Here is a 22276-nt window from a genome sequence, read left to right on the forward strand (position 1 = left end):
ACCTTACACTTTGATTACCTCTCATATAAAAATGCAAGATTAACTTTGCCTCATTCTTACATTTATATTGAACCACTTACTGTACTTTGTGTTATAACTTGAATCAGCTTAATATAGTTGTAAAATAAATCCTTAATTTTACTTTGATTCAGTTTTTGGTCATTATATATACATATAATTTCTACTTCACTATGTCCCTCATGAATTTCAAACACTAAATCGTAAGTCCTTAAATAATTAACATTTGAATTGTTCGATACTCTAAACAATGGAAAAATACAATGATCAATTACTGAATCAAATAATTCACTTGGAGAATCGATAGAATACTGTTGAGGTTTTGCTACATTTCCAATTTTATCTTTGATAGTTCTTATAATGTCATAAAAATTTTCTACCCCTGATACATCAACAGATATTTGACTTATTTGTTCTTCCCCTTGATTATCCAGCTGAATAGTAACAAGGTTTTTTCCACACGTATCAGCTAATAGGAACACATAACATGCTAATAACAGATGGTATATTTCATAATTATCACCACAAATCCCCAGTAATCCTGAATACTCATCTTCTGTTAATTTAAATTTCAAAAGAGGTTCTTCGTTTAAACAATCTTCCAACCAAAAATATTCTAAAGGTAATTCAATTGGCGTTATATCTTTGGCTACTGAAGTCGATATTTCTTCAAACTTCTCAATAGATTCAATGAATTGTGCCAATCTGTATATAGTTGGATGTGCAAAAATATCAGTAATTTGAATTTTTTTAGGATACAGTTTTTTAATTTCATTATGCATAGCTACAATTTTGATAGAATTGCCTCCTGCCTCAAAGAAATTATCATGGATTCCAACTTTTTTAATATTCAAAATACCAATCCATATATTCCTAATATCCCTCTGAATATCAGTCACCACTTCTTCGTAATTACTATTTAACTCTGGACGATTACGAGTAGGTTCAGGCAACGCTTTTCGATTTAATTTTCCATTTGTGGTCAACGGAATTTCATCAATCTCCATGTATATCTGCGGAATCATATACGTAGGCAGCATAGACGATAAATATTTAATTAATTCTGATGTATTGATTTTTTCTTTCGCTACATAATACAGCACTAATTCTTGTACCTCAAATGAATTTGTTTTGCCAACTGCTATGCATTCCTTGATCTTTCCATATTGATTTGCGACATTTTCAATTTCACCTAATTCTATTCGATATCCTCTAATTTTCACTTGATTGTCTATTCTTCCGATAATATCTAGTTCTTCATTAGGTAACCACCTAGCCAGATCTCCCGTTTTATACATTTTTCCTACATTAACAAATGAGTTTTCCACAAATTTTTTTACAGTTAATTCTTCTTTATTTAAATAACCTCTGGCCAGACCGTCTCCAGCAATACATAATTCACCTACACTTCCCATAGGCACTGTATTCCCAACGTCATCAATAATATAAACCTGCGTATTCGCAATAGGTTTCCCTATATTTATACTATTTTCTTTGGTTAAATCTTTTATAGTCGACCATATAGTAGTTTCAGTTGGGCCGTACATATTATAAATTTTGGAGTTTGTACACTCTTTAAGTTGATAAAGTAAATCATGAGGAAAAGCCTCTCCTCCTACCATTATCAAATTCAATTTTTCAAAACATTCTTTGCTATTACTACTGTTTAACATTAATTTTAATCTAGAAGGAGTAAGTTGGATTGTATTTACTTCCGAATCAACAATAACTTTATTTAATAGATAAGGATCTTTTTGCTCCGTCTCATTGGCAATGACTACTTCCCCCCCCTTGATTAAAGGCAAAATCGTCTCTAAACCAAAAATATCAAAAGAACATGTAGTCACCGCAAGGATTACATTATTATAGGTAAAGTCAATTCGTTCTGTTATTCCCTTAATAAAATTATGAAACGCTCGATGCTCGATGGCTACTCCTTTGGGCTTCCCAGTAGATCCTGAAGTATAAATTACATAAGCTAAATCCTCAGCTTTATTTATTTTATCTACATTAGAATCCATTTGATATTCTAACTCCTGTGAATCAATACTAATAATTGATCCAGTAAAGCTCAAATGATTCGAAAGGTTCTCTTCTGTTAAAAGTAAACTTCCTTTACTGTCTTCCAACATATAGTCAATTCTGTCTACAGGATATTCTGGATCTAACGGTAAGTAACACCCTCCAGCTTTTAATATCCCTAAAATCCCTATAATAAGATTAAAAGATCTTCTTACTAAGATAGGAACAACAGTATTTTCCTTCACATCATTTCTTCGCAAAATTCGTGCTAATTTATTCGCCTTTTTATTTAACTCATTGTAAGTCAGGGATTCTCCATTAAATTCTAAAGCAATTGCTGTCGGCGTTCTTTCAACTTGTTCTTCAAATAACTCTTGAATAGTCTTTTCTTTTGAATATATTACTTCTGTATCATTAAATTCCCGCAATAACTTATTCCGTTCTACACCACTTACCATATCAATATCTGATACTTTCACTTCTTGATTAAAAGCTAAATGATTTAAAACATTCACTAGATTCTGAAGTATCGCACTTATTACTTCTTTACTATAAATATTGTTATTATATGTTATTTTCATATTTAACTCATTGCCAGGTATGATTAGAAGCTCTAAATTATAATTCGTTTGTTCAAACCCCGAAGTAGCAGTTATTTTTAATTCTGATTCATAATTGCTATGAAAACTTGCTAGATTCATATCAAGTGGATAATTCTCATATACCACTACATGATTGATAAGTTTATTCTTCATATTGGTCAGCGCCTGTACCTCTGCTAATGAACAATAACTGTATGTATTAGCTTCAATAAAATCTTTATTTATTTTTTTAGCAAGTTCAATAAAAGATGTAGTATCTTTTATTCTTAGCCTTATAGGCACAGCATTAATAAATAAGCCAACCATATTTTCAATACCATTAATCTCACTTGGTCTACCCGAAACAACTGAACCAAATACAACATCATTTGTATTATTATACTTTTGCAACAACACACCCCAAGCTGTTTGTATAATTGAACTTAAGGTAATACTATTTGTTTCTGCTAAATTTTTTAATTTGGCTGTTATTGTTTCAGTAAGCGATATTCGCTCTTGTCTACGTTTATATTTATCAACCTTTAAGCGGTGTTCTGGAAACACTATCTCTTGTTCGTATGCATGAAGATAATTTTTCCAATACTCTAATGCGACTACTTTATCCTGTTGATCAAGCCATTGTAAGTACCTGCTATATGATACAGTTTTTTCTATCGGAATTTCTTTTCCTTTAACAAATGCTTTATAATTATCCATTATTTCTTTAAGTATGATTCCAATACTCCAGCCATCCATAATGATATGGTGAAAACTATATATTATTTTAAATATGTTGTTTTGAACCTTTATCACTGATACTCGAATTAGAGAGTCTTTTGTCAATTGAAAGCGAGTGTTTCGATCCCTTATTTTAAATTGCTCTATATAATTTTCTTTTGTTTCGATATCCCAGTGACTTATATCCTCATAATGTATTTTAATCTTCCTTTTTCTTAAAACCGCTTGCTTAAACACACTAATATCCTCATAGAAAAATACCGTTCTTAATATTTCATATTTCTCTATAATTTTATTTAATATGCTATTAAGAATTTCCACATCAACTATTCCTTCAATAGTCAGTTCACTCTGCTCCAAATAGGCACTTGAATCTTTTTCAATAATAGAGTTATACAACATACCTTCCTGCATTGGGGAAAGAGAATGGATCTTCTCAATTGCCTTACCACATGCAGTTATTTTTTTCAAATTCACTAAATCTAAATCTGGATCGCCATAATCCCATGGAGTTTTTTCAGCTACTTTCTTGTTCTCACAATGCTCTATCACTTCACTTAAGCTAGTTTTATAAACATTTGTTAATTCTTCTATTGTTTCCCACTTATATTCCTTCGTATTGTAGCTAAATATGAATCTTAACTGTCCTTCAATAACGAGACCATTGATCTCAATACTATGTGATTTTTTATTTTCCCTTGAAATGCTAATACCAGTTGGGATATTAGAATAGCGAAACAGACCATCGCTTTCTTCCTGACTAAATTCACCAAGATAATTAAAACTAATTTCTGGTTTTGACTTAAAATAGATACCTTTTTCAACGTTTGATAAATATTTAAGAATTCCATACCCTATTCCTTTGTTAGGAATATGTCTTAATGTCTCCTTTGTTAGTTTAATTGAATACGAGAGGTTATCGCTATAGCTCATATCCAAAGTAACTGGATATACTGAAGTGAACCAGCCTATTGTTCTATTTATCGAAACATCTTTTAAAATATCCTCTCTCCCATGTCCTTCAAGACTCACACACACTTTGTCCATTCCACACCATTTATTTACAGCCAATCCTAATGAGCAAAGCAGTATATCATTAATATGTGTATTATATGCTGCATTTGTTTTCCTCAAGAGTTTCTCTGTTTGTTCTTTTGTAAAGTTTATGCTAATCTCTTGACTCTCTTCATATAAGCTTTCACATTCAGAAAAATCTTTTGGTAGCGTCTCAAATGGTATGCTCTCCAACGCTTTCCAATAGTCTAATTCTTTCTGAATTTCTTTGCCCTTTGCAAATTCATTGAGCTTTTGAGTCCATTCTTTAAAGGCTGTAGTTTTTTGAGGTAATTTTACCTCTTCCTCATTTTCTATTTTTAAATACAGTGTTTCTAAATCTTCCAACAATATTCTCCACGATAGCCCATCAATAACCATATGATGAATTGCTACAAGTAAGTGATCTCCTGTTTTAGTCTTAAATAAACCTAGTTTTATTAAGATGCCATCTTCTAAACTCATTCCTTTTTGAATTTCACTAGATAACATTTCAATACTTCTTTCAGGATTTTCATCTCCTCTTACATCATATAACTCTAAGCTAAATGCATCTTCAGCTTGCTCAATACCTCTATTCCATTGCTTAAATTCATCATTTTCTTTTATATACATCATTCTTAAGGCATCATGGTGTTTTACTATTTCCAAGAATGACTTTCTTAATATTTTTTCATTGATGCCATCTTGCTTGTAAAACATAAAAGCTTGATTATAATGATTTTTTTGTGAAAATTCTTGTTCAATAAACCATTTTTGAATCGGAACCAATTCAGCTTTACCTTCAATTGCCGACTGATCAACCTGGATATCATCTAATTTAATATGTTCACGTAATTCTTTAATTCGAGGAAATTGCATTAAGTCTTTTACCTCGAGTCTCAAGTGATATTTCCGAAGTTCCGATACGATTAATATTGACTTTATTGAATCTCCTCCGATTTCATAATAATTATAGTTAATACCTATCGGATCTATTCCTAGAACTTTCTCCCAAACTTTCACTAAAATTTCTTCTATTTTATCTCTTGGTTCTTCGTATTTTGATTCTATTAATTCTGCTACGTCAATGACAGGAAGCGCCTTTGTATCTATTTTTCCATTTGAACTTAAAGGCATCTTGTCAATTTGAATAATGTAACTTGGTACCATGTACATTGGAAGTTCCCTGGTTAATTTTTCTTTAATCTTTGAAGCTTCCACTTTTTTATTAGACGTTATATAACTACAGAGAAACATATTCTTATTTTGATCTTTTTTTGCCATAACTACAGCTTCTTTAACATCTTTGATCTTTAAAAGCTGATTTTCTATTTCTCCGATTTCTATTCTATAACCCCTTATTTTAACTTGATTGTCCATTCTCCCTAGGTATTCCATATTACCATCTGGTACCCACTTCACTACATCTCCAGTTTTGTATATTTTACTATCGGGTTCAAATGGGTTATCCAAGAATTTCGCCGCTGTTAACTCTTCTCTATTTATATATCCGCTTGCAAGCCCATCACCGCTTACACATAATTCTCCGGCTACGCCAATTGGAAGTAGCTCCATGTTCTTCCCTAAAACATATAGTTTTGTGTTATCTGCGGGCACACCAATCGAAACTGAAATTCCCTTATCTTTTTCAACATTATATTTATAGATCATACATCCTACCGTTGCCTCTGTCGGTCCATACTCATTGTATATATCTATATTCTCATTGAATGCTCGATATATCTTTTCGGCCTGTTCTACTTTTAGCTCTTCCCCACCAACTATTAATTTCTTTATTTTTGATTTTGATAAATCCATATTTTCCAACAATCTTAAATGCGTTGGTGTTAATTTTATAATATCAATTTTATTTTCCTCTATTATTCTTCTTATCAGTAGCGCTTTATCTGTCCCCTCATACACAACAATCTTGTTTCCTGTAACAAGCGGCGTGTACAGAGAAGTTACTGTTAAGTCAAACGCTATTGAAGAATATAATGGAAAATCAAATTTACCATCATTTACATAGCTCTTTTTTGCCCAATAAATATAATTAACAACTCCCTTATGTTTAACCATCACTCCCTTTGGGGCTCCCGTAGTTCCAGAAGTATAAATTACATAGGCTAATTGATTTGGCTGATTACTATTCAGTAAATTGCTCTTTTCTTGTTCATATAATGAACGATTTTTTAAATTTATCACCTTACCACTGTACATAACGTCTTTTGCTAATTGATTTTTCACTAAAAGTATAGAAGCTCTACTATCATCTAACATGTAACTTATTCTGTCATTTGGATACTCCGGATCTACGGGTAAATATGCTCCCCCTGCCTTTAGTATTCCTAAAATCCCTATAATCATTTCCAAAGACCGATCTACCATAATTGCTACTATATCTTTTTCTGTTACTCCTTCCTTCCTTAATACTCTAGCTAAACTATTCGATTTTTCATTCAATTCCCTGTATGTCAATTTTTCACTATCACATACTACAGCTATATGCTCCGGTGTCTTTTCCACCTGTTCCTCAAATAATTGATGTATAGTCTTATCCTTCGGATATTCAACAGCCGAATCGTTAAATACATTAAGTAATTTGTATTTCTCCTTCTCACTAATCATTTCTAACCTATATAAAGCCACTTCTAATTTTGATGCTACATTATGCAGGAGATTAGTATAATGCTCTCCCATTCTTTCAGCCGTTTCTCTTTTAAATAATTTACTACAGTATTCTAAATTAAATGTAATATGTTCATTGACCTCTACGGCAGTTAATGTTAAATCAAATTTTGATATATTGATTTCTGATTCCAGTAATTTCAACTCACCAATTTCTTCATTTCCACCAAATCCATAATCCATACTTTCAAATGTAAACATAACATCAATTAATGGATTCCTACTTGCATCTCTTTTTAATGCCAGTTTTTGAGTTAAATTTTCAAATTGATAATCCGTATTATCAAAGTCCTTTAGAGTATTATATTTAACTTCTTCTAAGAACTCTCTGAATGTTTTATAGGATTCCGGAAAATTCCTTAAAGCAACCGTATTAACAAACATTCCCACAGTGTTCTCAAGATCTGCATAGGATCTCCCAGACTCTGCTGTTCCTACAATAATATCTTCTTGATTACTGTATTTTGACAACATCACATTGTATACCGCCAGTAATACCATATATAATGTTGTTCCCGTTTCTTTTGCTATTGTTCTAAGTTTTGCTGTTAACATCTTGTCTATAGTAAAGTTTATTCTACTTCCCTCGAAACTTTTTACTCTCGGTCTTTCATAATCTGTTTCAATATTTAATATAGGAAGTTCACCATTTAATCGATTTAACCAATATTGCTCTTGTTTTATGCTTGTCTCTTGGTTAAGGGGATCAGTTTGCCATTCTGAATAATCCTTATATTGCAGTACTGGTTTTTCTAGTTTTTCCCCTTTGTAAAGCTTCTTAAATTCTTTCCTTATTAACCCTACAGATACTCCATCTGCCGCTATGTGATGAACATCTAATAGTATTATATTCTTATTTTCATATGTTATAAGACTGCATCTAATCAATGGTGCTCGTGTTAAATCAAATGGTTTAATAAACCTTTTCATATACAACAAAGCTTCTTTTTTCTGTAATTTTTTATAATTAAATTCTAGATTCCATTTATCATGAACTCGTTGTACTAGTTCCCCATCCACTACATGAAAACTTGTTCTTAACGCTTCGTGTCTTCTAACGATTTCATTTAATACTTCTTCGACTTTACATATATCTAATTCTTCAGTCAGTTCAATCATAATCGGCAAATTATAAACTATACTATGTTTATCTGTTTCCCAAAGGGCAAACATTCTTTTTTCTGCCGAAGATACTTTATAATATTTTTTATTTTCCGCTTTATTTATTACCGTATAATGTTTTTTATCTTTCTTTTGTATAAGTTCACTTAACTGTTTAATTGTAGAATTTTCAAACACTTCTTTAATTCTTACTTCTACACCCAACCCTTTTCTAATACGCGAAATTACCATCGATACTTTTAAAGAGTGTCCCCCTAAGTCAAAGAAATCATCATTTGTTCCTATCCGCTCTCTCCCCAATGCGGTTTCCCATATAGCGACAAGCTTTTTTTCCGTATCATTTTTTGGGGCCTCATATTGTAAGTTCGTATTATGGCTTATATCTGGTGTAGGTAGTGCTCTTTTATCTATTTTCCCGTTTTCTGTAAGTGGGAATTTATCCAAATTGAAAAAATATGTAGGAATCATATATTCTGGAAGTGAACTCCTTAAAAATTCCCTTAATTTATTTTTTAGAATTTCCTTTTCTGAAGTATAATAAGCACAAATATATTTATCACCATTCTCATCATTCCTAGTAATAACAACAGTTTCTTTAATTTCTTTATATTTCTGCAATTTATTTTCAATTTCTCCAAGTTCAATTCTAAAGCCGCGAATTTTTACTTGATGATCTAAACGACCAATAAATTCAATATTACCGTCTGGCAAATAACGTACTAAATCCCCTGTTTTATAAAGCCGTGCTTTAGGCTCTTTATTGAATGGATGTGGTATAAAACGCTCTCTTGTTAAATCTGGAAGGCGCCAATACTCACGTGCCAATCCATCTCCTCCAATATACATCTCTCCTGGAACACCTGGAGGCACAGGATTTAAATGAGAATCTAAAATGAAAACCTCTGTATTGGCAATTGGACGCCCAATTGGAAGTGTACCACCATTCCACCCCTGAGGAACCGAGAAACAACAAGTAAATGTCGTTCCTTCAGTTGGGCCGTATCCATTGATTACTTGAACATTACCTAATTCCAATACTTTTCGCACATGTGGAACCGAAACCACATCTCCCCCAACTAATAATTGGTGTAATTCAGTTAACGCTTTTAGTTGCTGATCAACAACCAACGAGAAAAGTCCAGCCGTTAACCATAGGGTAGTGACCCGGTACTTTTTAATAGCTTTAGCAATATCTTCAACTGTTGGTGTTTCTGCTGACATTACTGCTAAACATCCTCCATTTAACAAACTGCCCCATATTTCAAATGTAGAAGCATCAAAAGCAACTGGTGCCAGCTGTAAGAACGTTTTATCTTCATCCAATTCAGCAAAATCATTTCCTTTTACTAGTCGCACAACACCTCGGTGAATAATACTGACTCCTTTTGGTTTTCCAGTTGAACCTGAGGTATACATAACATAAGCCAAGTCATCTCCTGAACCAGAATGGTTAAGGTTTGAACCACTCATGCTATCAATCTGCTCTCTAACTTTATCTACACATATAACTGTTACCGGTACTTCAGGAAGCACCGATAATAATTCCTCATGAGTAAGAAGCAAGGATACATCAGAATCCTCTAATAAATATGACAGCCTTTGCTCTGGATAATGAGAGTCTAGTGGTACATAAGCTCCACCTAATTTCAGAATCGCGAGAATGCCAATATATAAGTCAACGGAACGTTCCATTGATATACCAATGAGATCTCCCTTTCTCACTCCACATTCGCTGAGATAACGTGCAAGTTGGTTCGCACGATGATTAAGTTCTGCATAGCAAAGTTGATAATCCTCTAATATTAACGCCGTTTTTTCTGGTGTTCTTTTAACCTGCTGCTCAAATAGCTCATGAATCGTTTGATTTTGCGGATATTGTTTTTTTCTATAGGGTAACTTCGTAAATTGCATTTTTTCGTTCGAAAATATATTTACATCTTTCACTGCCATATCGATATGATTTAACAATAATTCCAGTATATCCAAAAAATGTAAAGATAGTTTATTTATAGTTTCTTTCCTATATAAAGACTCATTGTAGTGAATGCTAGCTTCTATATGATGTTCCGTTTTCATAAACGAAAAAATAGTATTATATACAGACTGTTCTATACAAACGCTTTCTTGAATATTTTCAAGCACAATCATTACATCAAATGGTAGAACCCCCTTACTACATTCTTGTTCTAAATAAGAGAACACTTTATAATTAGGTTGTTCAATTGCTTTATTTATTGTTTGCTCTACCTTATGTAATAACTCTTTAATCAAATCATCATCATTTATTTGGTTTCTTAATACTAAAGCCTTATTACCATATTCATCCTCATTATTTTTTTTATAAGAAGGAGTGCTAATTATAATATCATTACTTCTTGTATACTTATTTATTAACAACATCAGTACTGTCGAAAAAACACTATGTAATTTTTCATCCGATTCTTTAATAATTTCATTTAATTTGTAATTTAGTCTACTTGTAATTTGAAATTTAACATTCCCTTTTTTCATTTCAAGATTACTAGGTATTATAAAATCAAATGGAAAGTAACTCTTGATATTACCGTCTGAAAACTCCGTTAACTCAATTAACTCTTCTTTATCCGACTGAATATTCCTACTTTTTGTATCTTCCTTTATAAATATTGACATAAGAAAACTCCTTCACTTCAAAAATCAAAATACAAAATATTTCTTGGGCGATTTTATAAACTAGTTTTGGAATTGTAATAAAGATGCAAATGATTTTATTTTTCAACTGATATTTTTATACGTTGCAGTTTAAAATGTATCAAAATCGTAAGCCTCAATTTTTATAGACTCATCCTATCAATAATGAAAAAGAAACTCACAATTCTCTCCACAAAGATATATATAAAATTTATTTAATGTGATTAAATAAATTTTATATATAACCACAGAAAACAATCCATATTTAAGTACATAAAGAAATATTATACAAATTAAAGAAATATTATACAAATATATTATGTGAATATTTCAAACTTGTCAACCGAAAATTATTTTATAAAGTTATCAGTATATATACATATCCTTATAATAATTACTCACCACAGAAAACAATTGAAAAAATAAACCATATGATATTATCTAAGTTTTTTTATATTATTAGATTTAATAAACAAAAATTAAAATATACTCTAAAAACATTTATTCAGCTTGGTAACATTTATCATCTCACTTCTTTAATCACTAAGTTTATTTGGCGCTGATAAAAAAATTTAAGTTTCCCGAAAATACATACCTACGCTATTAAGCTTTCCCGTCAAAAAAAGCCCTTATTCCTTTTTCGAACATACGGGCTATTTCCATATAAGATACTAATCTTATAAATTTACTTTATTTAATTCACCATTTTTTTTATAATCTCTGTAATTTCTAACCCATGATGGTTAATAAAAAAATGGTCTCCTTTAAATCTAATTATCTTACATTCCCCATTAGTATAATCTCCCCATAACCTTATAGCTTCCGGGCTTATTGTATTATCTTCATCTCCAGAAAGCACAGTTATATCACAATCAATTTTACTAGATCTTTTCACCTCTTTATTTTTTCTAATATTCTGAAATCATTCCTTATAATGGGTATATATAAATCCCTTAATTCTTTATTATATAGTAATTCTTCTGAAGTACCTCCCAGACGCATAATTTCTTTCAAAAAATCATCATCTGGCAAGGTATGAATCATACCTGTTTTCTTTTTAATGCTCGGTACCCCACATCCTGAAAAAAATATATGTTCAGGTTTTTTATTTCTCATTTGTTCAATTTTATAGTAAAGTTTATAAGCTAATCTTCCCCCCATACTATGACCAAATAAAGCATATTCACCTTCACTGATTTTATCCTTTATCAAATCGTAAATGTCATCTACAGCCTCATTTATATCTTCATAAAAAGCTTCATTTATTCTTGCTCCTCTTCCCTTTAACTCAATTGGATATAATTCCAATGAATCATTCATAAGTTTATTCCACTTATAATAGATTGAGCTTGATCCTCCCGCATACGGTAAACAAAACAGTGTTTTCATTATTCACCTCTTAAAATCTAATGGAATTTTGAAATAACATCTACCCTTATGGTAAATTTTCTTACTTCTGAAACTAATTATTTGAAAATAAAACAACCATTTTAGAAAAGGGTATATTTAAAAGCTTTTTTATAACTAATTCATATTCTTAATAATTAGATATGGAAGGCTCTTGAAACCCCATTTATAATTAAAAAAATACCGATTACTCTCAGAAGGGCTCTTGAATATGTGTCGTCTTTCCCAAAAACAGTTAATCCGATTTTTCCGATATACGCATTCATCAGAACCCCCACAATTAACTCTACCATTCCTAATATTTCTACCATCCCCACATTAATCACGTCCTTATTAAATATAGATTTTAATTTAAAGTACTTAATTACACACCATGTATTACTTCCTAAAAATTCAACTATTCAGTGTTTTCATTTCCCTACTTATAAGTAGATACGATTAAGCTTAATAATCCAATTCCTATAAAAATACCAATTGGTATTAATTCTGATCCTATAGGACTTTTATTAAAAATAACATCATTTAAAGATTGAATTGCCCACGCCTCAGGAGTAAATTTTGAAATACTCTGCATGTATTTTGGAGCAATTTCTAAAGAATAAAAGGATCCTCCAACCATACCGCTCACAGCTATAATAATTGAAGCAGATGATGTAAACTGTTTTTGACTTTTCATAAACGGAATCATTATCATGGTTATACTAATAAGAGCAAATAAATAAACAGATAATATTAAACCTATAGCAAATACATTATGACCAATACCGATTTTCAACAGATATTTACCTGCGAGTATAATTACTATAACGTGGACAATCCCAACTATATAAGTTGCAGCCATTTTTGATACAATATACTTGTGATAATTAACAGGTGTACTTAATAACCTGCTAAATGTATTATTTTCTTTTTCATCAATTAATGTTCTTAATCCTTGAATTACAACAAACCAGATAAACATGACTAAGAACCCTATTAATCTTGCAGTTGTATTATCTTGTTCTTTTTGACCATTACTTAGTGTTTTATCATTTAGCGTTATCTGCGAACTGTCTTTTATTCCCCTAAATATATTTTTTGCTATCTCTTCATCATCCAAACCTAATTGCTCTGACACATATTTAGAATCCCCTATCACTTTTTTTAGTGTGCCAACTTCATTCGTTATGAGCTGTTTTAATAAAACTCCGCTCCCATTTTCGTAATTTTCTATAAATTTAATTTTCAAATCTTCCCCTGGCGATATATTATTCCCAAAATCTTTTTCTATTACTAGTCCAAAAGGAATATCCTGATCATCAATTTTCTTTTTTAAATTATTTTCAGTCACATTTATCGTCTTAACGTTTTTATGTTCCTGAATCATTTCAATCAATTGATTTGAGTAAACACTGTTATCTGCATCAACTAAATATAATTTTTCTTGTTTATCACTACTCTGTGAAAAAGAAAATAAGAATGTAAGAATTAAAGGGACTGTAATAGTTGCAAAAATCGCTAGTCTATTTCTAAACATTAACTTCAGCTGATGTTTTATCATTGCAATCATTTGCACTACTATGCCACCTCCTTCCGTTTGTACACCATAATGTTAATAAATACAAAAATTATTCCTATACCCATAAGCTGGAGTAAATCAATATATATATCTTCAAAACCTAGACCCTGTTTAACTTTCAAATAACAATTTATAGCTTTCCCATTCGGGATAATTTCCTGAATAACACGTAGACTATCAGGTAAACTATTTTTTGAGATAAAACTTCCTCCTAAAAAGCTAAAAATATAAAGAATAGGAGAAGCCATACTCGAAACTGAGACATGATCCTTTGCGGTGAATCCCCAAAATAGAATGACACTGCCTATAGCAAAAGCATAAACGATTGTAATGATAAAAATATCAAAAAGGTTACCCCAATTCATTTGGAATATAATTCGGCTTATAAAGATTACTGCGGCCATTTGCATTAAAATTGCAAAAATAATTCCAATAAGTTTACCTAACACATACTGTATATTAAGCGTAGGTGTAGATTTTATTCTGAATAAAGTATGATTCTGTCTCTCATCCACTATACCATGAACAAGTACAAATGCTGTCATAATTGAAAACATGACAACCATAGCTATTGAATAGTACTGCATTGAATCAATTGAAACTGCATTCTTGTTTGTAGCAGTTTTATCGATTTTAACTGAAATACCATTATTATTTAATAAATGATTAATTACTTTCTCAACTTTATCTTTTGGAGTATTATTGGCATCGTGTATTTGTTTTACAATCTCTTTTTGCTCAACACTCATTGTTTTAACACTTCTACTAAAGCTATCCAAAACTGTTTCAACTACATTTTTATTCATTGTTTTATTGTTATTTCCTATTAGGTCAATACTTGTTTTTTCATCATTCATGACGGCTTTTGTGAATCCCTTCGGCACATACACAAAAGCTGCTACCTCTCCTTCTTTTACCAACCTTTTTCCATCATCATAATTTTTTACTTCTTTTAAATTAATGATTTCTTTAAGATTATCTTGTTTAAAAGCCTTTTCTTTCAAAACATCCCCTAGCGAAACTTGATCGCCGGCATCGGCATTATAAAATGCTACATCAAAAGCTTCGATTTTCGAATCCGAATCACTAAATACTGTACCTAAAATGAGAATAAGTATTGATGGAAACAGTATTAGCTTTAAATAGAATAACTTATTTTTTGTTAATAATCTGAAGTCCAGAAAAAAATAAGTTCAATAACTTTTTCAAAATCGCTTCCCCCTACTACTCTCTTAAGTTTTTACCTGTTATCTGAAGGAAAATACTTTCTAAATTTACTTCTTCATACTTGAAGCTTGTAAGTTTAATTCCTAAATCCTTAATATCATCTAAAATATCCATGACAGTTCGTTCTTTAGATGATATAAGCATAGAAATTTGTTGTTTTTCTATTGTTACGTTTCTAATACCATGGATATTATTTAACTGTCTGAGAGCCTCTTTACTTGCGTCTCTGTAATTTACGGTTAAGGTATCACATGCATCTAAATTTTCTTTAAGTTCTTCTTTTGTTCCTAAAGCAATAAGAGATCCGTGATCCACTATTGCCACTTTTTCACATAAATACTCTACCTCTTCCATATAATGGCTAGTGTAAATAACTGTCATTCCTTTTTCTTTATTTAGTTTTTTTACTGTTTCAAGGATATGATTTCTTGACTGTGGATCGATCCCTACTGTAGGCTCATCCAAAATTAACAATTTGGGATTATTCATAAGAGCAGCACCAATATTAACTCGACGTTTCATACCTCCAGAAAATTCAGATACATTCTGATTCTGTTTATCTGTTAACTCAATGATTTCTAATACTTCATTAGTTCTTTCCTTTAGTCTCTTCCCTGAAAGTCCATACAAACTCCCAAAGAAATTTAAATTTTCCTTAGCACTTAAAGTTTCATACAATGCTAAATCCTGTGGTACAATTCCCATTATTTTTTTAATTTCTATAGGCTCTTCTTTAAGAGATTTATTATCAATCTTTATTATTCCACTAGTCGGTGAAAGTACAGTGCTTATCATGGAAACCATTGTAGATTTCCCCGCACCATTAGGGCCTAGCAAACCAAATATCTCTCCCTTTTCTACATTTAGTGAAATATTATTAACAGCAATGAATTCGTTATATTTTTTTGTTAAATTTTTTAATTCGAGCATATGTCACACACTCCTTTGAATATCTGTGTTCTTATATTTTATCTCTGTTCTTATATTTTATCTCTGTATGAATTTCTTTGCTATTTACTATAGTACTCAATTAACGTATTACTTTAGATGTTAATTAATCCATTACTTTAGTCATATATGAACTTATTTATTAGGAATAATTAAGATAGTGTTAGAAATTTCTCGATTATTTTCTTTAAATAGACTAAAGATATATGACAATAAAATATGAAGTGTTTAGCATAAAGTGAGAGTGCTCCTTGCGCTTATTTACTGAATATTTTTTCACTATGTCAATATGTATAGTAAAAAAGGGATGAATCATAAGATTAATCCCTTTTTCGCTACATTATAATAATATGTGTTATATAGACTCTGGCTTATGACTTTAAAAGAATGCTAGTTAATAAAATAATAACATTTATACATGCTCATCAAATATGTGTAAAGATTATCTTGATATTATAAAAACTCTAAGAAGATTAATCTTAATCAAATGAATTTCTGTAAATACAAAGTCAACTCTGTTCTGTTATTTAAGTCCAATTTTTCGAGTATTCTTGAAACATAATTCTTAACGGTACCTTCAGTTATAAATAACTCATTACTAATTGCTTTATTACTCTTCCCTTCCATAATATGTTTTGCGACTTCCAGTTCTCTTGGTGTAAGCAAGTTCGAAAGTTGTTTATTCTCATTAAATTCTGCTTTAACTGCCTCTTTATAATTCACTGAATTTAATGCTTTTACAACTTTCAGTGTAATCTTAGGATTCAAAAGAATATTCCCTTCAAAAGCTGTTTTAATTGAATCAATTATCTCTTGTGAATCTGAATCTTTAAGGATATAGCCATCTGCTCCATTTTTAAGCCCCGTAAAAATATATTCACTATCATTAAACGTTGTAAGAATAATAACTTTAATTTTAGGATACTTTTCTTTAACCAACTTTGTTGCTATTATACCGTCCATTATCGGCATTCTTATATCCATTAAAATAATTTCAGGGCATATATATGAGAGAAGCTCTAACAATTCCTCACCATTAGAAGCCTCACCGACAATATTAATTTCCTCATGAAGACTCAAAATCATTTTCAATCCTTCTCTAACAATTTGCTGGTCATCTACTATAACAACATCCATGTGATTGCCTCCTTAATATTTTGAGAAAGTGGATATTCATCTCACATGATTAAAGGTCGATAATCTCAGGTATACTAGCTTTTACAATAAACCCTGAGTGATCATCTGAATAAAAATGAACCTCCCCACCAAGCGCAATAATTCTGCTTTCTATGCCGTTAATCCCATTCGATTTGACAACATTTGTACATCTTGCACCTTCATTCATTATAATTAGTAAAATCTGATCATAATTTTTATGTATCTTTATGGAGAATTTTTTTGCATTACCATGCTTTATTCCATTCGTTATTGCTTCTTGTACTGTTTTATAAAGACAATTTTTAATATCCGGATTAACAAATTCAACTGCTTCATTTATTTCTAATTCGAATTCTATTCCGCTAGTTTCACGGAAATTCCCAAAAATCTCTTCAATCGATTTACGCAATCCTTTTTGGACAGGATTAGCATTTAACAACGCCACGGCTTGTCTCAGATTTAGGATACAATCCCTTGACAAATTTTGCGATTTTTTTATTACATTCTTCACTTTCTCCGGCTCTATATCTACAACTTTTGCAGCATATTCCAGATTCATCGTCAGTGCAACTAGATAATGACCAAGAGAATCGTGAAGTTCCTGAGCTATTCTTGTTCTTTCCTTAGAAATGGTTAATTCTTTTATTTTTTCCGAGTATTCTTTAAGAGTTGTGTTTGCCACCTTTAATTCTTGATTTAATATTTGTATTTTTTCTTTTTCCAACAAAATATTTCTAAAAAGATAGAGGATTGACATAATGACCAAATAAGAAGTTAGTATATCTTTTATATTCGTATTAGCAATTTTAAGGGCGATTAAATAGATAATAAAATGCAACCCTAATATAAATCTTGGTATTTCTTTAGTTGTAACAATAATTTCAATAAGTAAAATGATTATATAAATTTGTGATCCAATACAATAGACTTCATATAGTAAAACACCAGCAAGAACATTACTCCCAATAAAAGAGAGAGAATACCAAAATGAATTAAGTTTATTTTGAAATTTAACTCTAGCATAGTCATTTACTATTAAAAGCACTGTAATAATGGACACAAAAACCGCTTGTTTTATATTTATTGGATATATCTTGAATATTGAACTGAATATAGAATAAAAAGCAAAATACTTTATAATTTTTTCGATGAATATTCCATTATTGTGAACCTCTGCTTTTTTCATAATTAATAACCTTTCATACAAGTTGTTTCTACTCCTTTCTACCTTTATTATCCTGACGTTCTAGCATCAAGTCTTTTATTGCATAAAAGATTTGATTATTTAAGCTAGTTCAAATTTAGAGGATAAAGTTTATATCCTTCTCTCACAATATTTATAGCGCGGTTTTCCATTCTAAAATTCCTTTGCAGACACCAATCATACAAGTTTTCTTTTAAATCATATTATATTTTCATATACAGAGTGATAAAATAAAGACTTCCGTTTATATTTTATCTAATTCTAGGATTAGTATACAAAAGTCATTGGCACTATACATTGTAGAGCCTCTTATATGTATCAATTAATTCACTTTGATTTACTGTTTTTATATAAGGAAAATTTTCTTTATTTAATGTACAAACAGCCATTCTATATCCAAATTCGAATTCTAGAATTTGTAACTTATGATCCGTATAACTACATCCCATAATTACATTAATTTCTTTTAATCCACTTATTTCAATCGAAAAAGATTTCAAAGAAAGGGATAAACCTTTGCCACAACACTTAATGTAACTCTCTTTTAATGTCCATATATCATAAAATTTATTCAATTGTTGATCCAAATCATTTTTCATAATATAATCATACTCTCTGTTGGTAAAAAAATTTTTAGCTAAATCCTCGTATTCAATGTCTTTTATTTTTTCTATATCAATTCCTACTGGATACTCATCAAATGCACATACAACAAAATCTCCAGAATGAGACAGATTAAAAAAACATTTGGATAATTCTTCAAGTGCGGTTTTCCATAATAATCATTATTAAATATGATATCTTTATTATTAATGTTAAGCTTTTGAATAATTATCGATCTTAACAATATTTCTCCCATTAATGTCTGAAGCTTATTCTTTTTTTTCACATACTTTTTTATTCTATGTCTTTTCCTTGAATCAATTAATAAACTTAACTCGTCTAACTGCTCACTATTTATATCAATTATTTTAACCGCGTATATTTCCATAAACTTTCCTCGTTTCATGTATCTCCTTATATTGTTTTTTTATGCGTTGAAATCTATATGTATAGAAAACATAATTATCTGTACTAATATATATTCTCGTATAGTAAGTTTAAAACTCTCTTATTATATCGGTTAAATTAAACATTTTTTTATACACATTTCCCTCTAAAGGCCTTCCAACTCACAATTTATACCAAATCCAAAAGTGCCCCAATTAAATTCACCCCATATAGTTATATGCAAAGATATAATTACATTTTTGATCATCTTTTAAATACTAATTTTTAACTTGTTACATTCAAATTCAATATAGGATCGGGTTTGTATTAATTTTTTTTGAAGCTGTTTTAGTTCTTTTGTAGATTCTTTTTCAACCTTCATATAGGTCTCAATTAGACTCAACATCATATTAATATCGCTTATACTGTTATGAATAACTTCATTAATTTTTTTTTCTTCATCATTTCGTATTGATTTAAATACTACCTTTACGCAAAACGCCATTTTTTGTTCTAAGCTTTTAATCATTTTTTTTGTATGTATCCCCATTTCGCTCTTCTCCGAATTCATTTTTTATTCTTCACAATTGTAATCGTTTTTACAAGTGTCCTTATACATTCTCTTATTCGTATTTTTTACCAAAATCGAATTCTTTCATTATACAAAATAATGACTATTGCACCATCTTTAAGTTGATTTCACATTCAATATCTTCTTTTCCATTTAGATTATTTTATATTCTTACTATTAATTGAAAATGTATTATTTATATAATTATTATAAAAAAGGAAGAGATACCTTAATATTTTCCTAAAAGCTACTTGTCATGTAAAAACAAGTAGCTTCGTTATATCATTACATTATCTTTTCTACCTTCCCAAATCGATATTGAGACATAACAAGTGCTTTCTTAAATAACAGAATACTAATTATCCCTATTAACCCAAATAAGATGCTCCTCCCCCAAGAATTAATTAGAGAACCCATCATAATTCCAAGCGCTCCAACCATTTTTGCAATTTGAAATATCATTCCGTTAATAGCCATATACGAACTCCTAGCGTCAGCACGGGCCATATCTGCTCGAAGTGACTGACTTACTGGAACATACATCATCTCTCCTATCGTTTGAAGTAGACCTGCTAGTAATAAAATCCACAAGCTATTACTTGATCCCAATATCATAAATCCCATTGTATACAAAAATAACCCAATAAATAGTACTTTTCGGTCATGAAAATATTTCATAAACTTCACGATAAAAGCTGAAAATAGAACGATGCATACTGTATTCTCAGCGGAGATCCAACTGAGCATACGGATACCTGTTAAATCAAAGTGATTCCCATTCCAGAATGAAAATGTTATCGTTTCAAATTCCTGTTGCAGACGGACTCCGATATAATTATTGATTTGGAATTCTAATGACAATGTACATAGACTTGCACAGCACAGTACCATAAATGCTCGATCTTTTACTACAACTCCATAATTCTTTACCATGTCCTGCAACACATTTTTCTTTTCTATTTTCTTTTGAACTACATACACTTCTTCCATATAAACTGTAATCAAATATAATGTTAATGATGCAATACCTGTCAATAGCATAAATAATTGAAATCGATATTGTTCAAAAAGAATCCCTCCAAGAATAGCACCAATCGCTATAGACAAGTTGACTGCCCAGTAATTAATACTGTACATCATTTTTCTATTTTCTGGTGTACTCACATCAATTAACATTGCTTCTGCTGCCGGATTCATTAATCCGGCACCAATGCTATTTATAAGCATAAACAAAAATGTAAACCAAGGTGAATCAATATAATTTGAGTTCACAATCCCCATACAGGCGATAGAAATCACCTGTATCACTTGTCCGATAATCATGACCTTCTTGCGTCCTAATATATCAGAAATATAACCTCCATATAGTCCTACAATAAGTGATGTAATTACATTTAATAACAATAAAAATCCTGCTAATGCTGCTCCTAATTTTATGGAAAAATAAATCGCCATAAATGGAAAAATCATAATTCCTACTGTACGAGTTAAAAAAGATGTAACTATTCTAATCTTAATATTGAGATGCATAGATTTAATTTCCACTATTTTCCCTCCTTAGTGTTTTCATTTTACTTTGAAAAAGGGGAAAGCGTCAAACTCCGCAAACCCAGTTATACCCATTTATTTATATAATAAAATCCAAAAAAGGATTTTATTATGCTTTAAATCGAACTAAAATTTATAGAAAATAGAAATAGATCATAAGGCAGCCCTACTCCATTTATTAAATTATTAGTTGCAGCGTGCAATAGAACGTAGATTCATTCTCCCAACAATATTAAAATATACATTATTATTATTGATATACTTTTGCTAACGCAGAAAAAAATGGATACCTTACAGATTTCACATTTATAAAAGGAATATAAAAAATTAAATTTTATTCCAATCCTCACTTTTGTATACAGAACATGTTATATAAAGTAATTCTTTACACGTATAAATACTATATACATAGAATGACATTCTTCATAACCTCACCACCCCAAATTTATCCCATGATGATTCGGCGAACTTTTTTAATTTCAAAATTTCCCCAATGTTAATAACCTGAAAAAAACATACTTTCTTATTTTAAATGAAAAATTACAACTCTGTTCCAAAAGAGTTTAAGATTTATTATATCCTTTTTACTTTACGAGATATTACGAAAAAACTATTTACGCACAACAAACAAGTGGCAAAAAACTATTATAATTAACTAAAATCTATTTAATCATTTATATTACGACTTCTAAACATCAATTGAAAGATTGACTCTTTTTTTAATTAACTACAAGCATTCTTGACTAAAGATAAAAAATAGATATTTTAATTTTCCTTTAATAAAAATTCTT

The 22276-nt window shown here is 30.3% G+C and carries 12 protein-coding genes; all 12 read right to left on the reverse strand.

Annotation, left to right across the window (positions count from 1 at the left end):
- Nucleotides 1-62: 62 nt before the first annotated feature.
- Nucleotides 63-10856 (reverse strand): amino acid adenylation domain-containing protein, encoded by a 10794-nt coding sequence (locus ACQRBL_RS02635; protein ID WP_411996374.1) that lies wholly within the window; start codon nucleotides 10854-10856, stop codon nucleotides 63-65.
- Nucleotides 10857-11765: 909 nt separating this feature from the next.
- The gene (locus tag ACQRBL_RS02640) at nucleotides 11766-12263 is read right to left on the reverse strand and encodes a thioesterase II family protein (RefSeq protein WP_411996373.1); all 498 of its coding nucleotides are present in this window, start codon (nucleotides 12261-12263) and stop codon (nucleotides 11766-11768) included.
- A gap of 155 nt (nucleotides 12264-12418) precedes the next feature.
- Nucleotides 12419-12598: a hypothetical protein gene (locus ACQRBL_RS02645; RefSeq protein WP_065229718.1), complete on the reverse strand. Its 180-nt coding sequence runs from the start codon at nucleotides 12596-12598 to the stop codon at nucleotides 12419-12421.
- A gap of 101 nt (nucleotides 12599-12699) precedes the next feature.
- Nucleotides 12700-13830: an ABC transporter permease gene (locus ACQRBL_RS02650; RefSeq protein ID WP_411996382.1), complete on the reverse strand. Its 1131-nt coding sequence runs from the start codon at nucleotides 13828-13830 to the stop codon at nucleotides 12700-12702.
- Nucleotides 13831-13838: 8 nt separating this feature from the next.
- A complete protein-coding gene (locus ACQRBL_RS02655; protein WP_411996381.1) occupies nucleotides 13839-15020 on the reverse strand; it encodes an ABC transporter permease in 1182 nt (393 codons plus the stop codon).
- Between the two features lie 43 nt (nucleotides 15021-15063).
- A complete protein-coding gene (locus ACQRBL_RS02660; protein WP_065229715.1) occupies nucleotides 15064-15996 on the reverse strand; it encodes an ABC transporter ATP-binding protein in 933 nt (310 codons plus the stop codon).
- Nucleotides 15997-16497: 501 nt separating this feature from the next.
- The gene (locus ACQRBL_RS02665) at nucleotides 16498-17151 is read right to left on the reverse strand and encodes a response regulator transcription factor (protein ID WP_065229714.1); all 654 of its coding nucleotides are present in this window, start codon (nucleotides 17149-17151) and stop codon (nucleotides 16498-16500) included.
- A gap of 49 nt (nucleotides 17152-17200) precedes the next feature.
- Nucleotides 17201-18358 (reverse strand): sensor histidine kinase, encoded by a 1158-nt coding sequence (locus tag ACQRBL_RS02670; protein WP_411996372.1) that lies wholly within the window; start codon nucleotides 18356-18358, stop codon nucleotides 17201-17203.
- 308 nt (nucleotides 18359-18666) lie between these two features.
- Nucleotides 18667-19110 (reverse strand): 4'-phosphopantetheinyl transferase family protein, encoded by a 444-nt coding sequence (locus ACQRBL_RS02675; RefSeq protein WP_427733851.1) that lies wholly within the window; start codon nucleotides 19108-19110, stop codon nucleotides 18667-18669.
- The gene (locus tag ACQRBL_RS02680; RefSeq protein WP_427733842.1) at nucleotides 19059-19385 is read right to left on the reverse strand and encodes a hypothetical protein; all 327 of its coding nucleotides are present in this window, start codon (nucleotides 19383-19385) and stop codon (nucleotides 19059-19061) included. The genes ACQRBL_RS02675 and ACQRBL_RS02680 overlap by 52 nt, the downstream gene beginning before the upstream one ends.
- Nucleotides 19386-19637: 252 nt before the next feature.
- Complete coding sequence (locus tag ACQRBL_RS02685; protein WP_065229712.1) at nucleotides 19638-19916, reverse strand: hypothetical protein; 279 nt, start codon at nucleotides 19914-19916, stop codon at nucleotides 19638-19640.
- A 306-nt stretch (nucleotides 19917-20222) separates the two neighbouring features.
- Nucleotides 20223-21467: an MDR family MFS transporter gene (locus ACQRBL_RS02690; RefSeq protein WP_411996379.1), complete on the reverse strand. Its 1245-nt coding sequence runs from the start codon at nucleotides 21465-21467 to the stop codon at nucleotides 20223-20225.
- Nucleotides 21468-22276 lie beyond the last annotated feature (809 nt).

Origin of the sequence: Bacillus sp. AF62, assembly GCF_050312695.1 — a bacterium.
GTDB classification, from domain to species: Bacteria; Bacillota; Bacilli; order Bacillales; family Bacillaceae_G; genus Bacillus_A; species Bacillus_A cereus.

What these genes read in the sequence shown, in the direction of transcription:
- ACQRBL_RS02635 (WP_411996374.1), bottom strand. Translation starts at nt 10,856, where the DNA reads ATGTCAATATTTATAAAGGAAGATACAAAAAGTAGGAATATTCAGTCG.
- ACQRBL_RS02640 (WP_411996373.1), bottom strand. Translation starts at nt 12,263, where the DNA reads ATGAAAACACTGTTTTGTTTACCGTATGCGGGAGGATCAAGCTCAATC.
- ACQRBL_RS02650 (WP_411996382.1), bottom strand. Translation starts at nt 13,830, where the DNA reads ATGATTGCAATGATAAAACATCAGCTGAAGTTAATGTTTAGAAATAGA.
- ACQRBL_RS02660 (WP_065229715.1), bottom strand. Translation starts at nt 15,996, where the DNA reads ATGCTCGAATTAAAAAATTTAACAAAAAAATATAACGAATTCATTGCT.
- ACQRBL_RS02665 (WP_065229714.1), bottom strand. Translation starts at nt 17,151, where the DNA reads ATGGATGTTGTTATAGTAGATGACCAGCAAATTGTTAGAGAAGGATTG.
- ACQRBL_RS02670 (WP_411996372.1), bottom strand. Translation starts at nt 18,358, where the DNA reads ATGAAAAAAGCAGAGGTTCACAATAATGGAATATTCATCGAAAAAATT.
- ACQRBL_RS02680 (WP_427733842.1), bottom strand. Translation starts at nt 19,385, where the DNA reads ATGAAACGAGGAAAGTTTATGGAAATATACGCGGTTAAAATAATTGAT.
- ACQRBL_RS02685 (WP_065229712.1), bottom strand. Translation starts at nt 19,916, where the DNA reads ATGGGGATACATACAAAAAAAATGATTAAAAGCTTAGAACAAAAAATG.
- ACQRBL_RS02690 (WP_411996379.1), bottom strand. Translation starts at nt 21,467, where the DNA reads ATGCATCTCAATATTAAGATTAGAATAGTTACATCTTTTTTAACTCGT.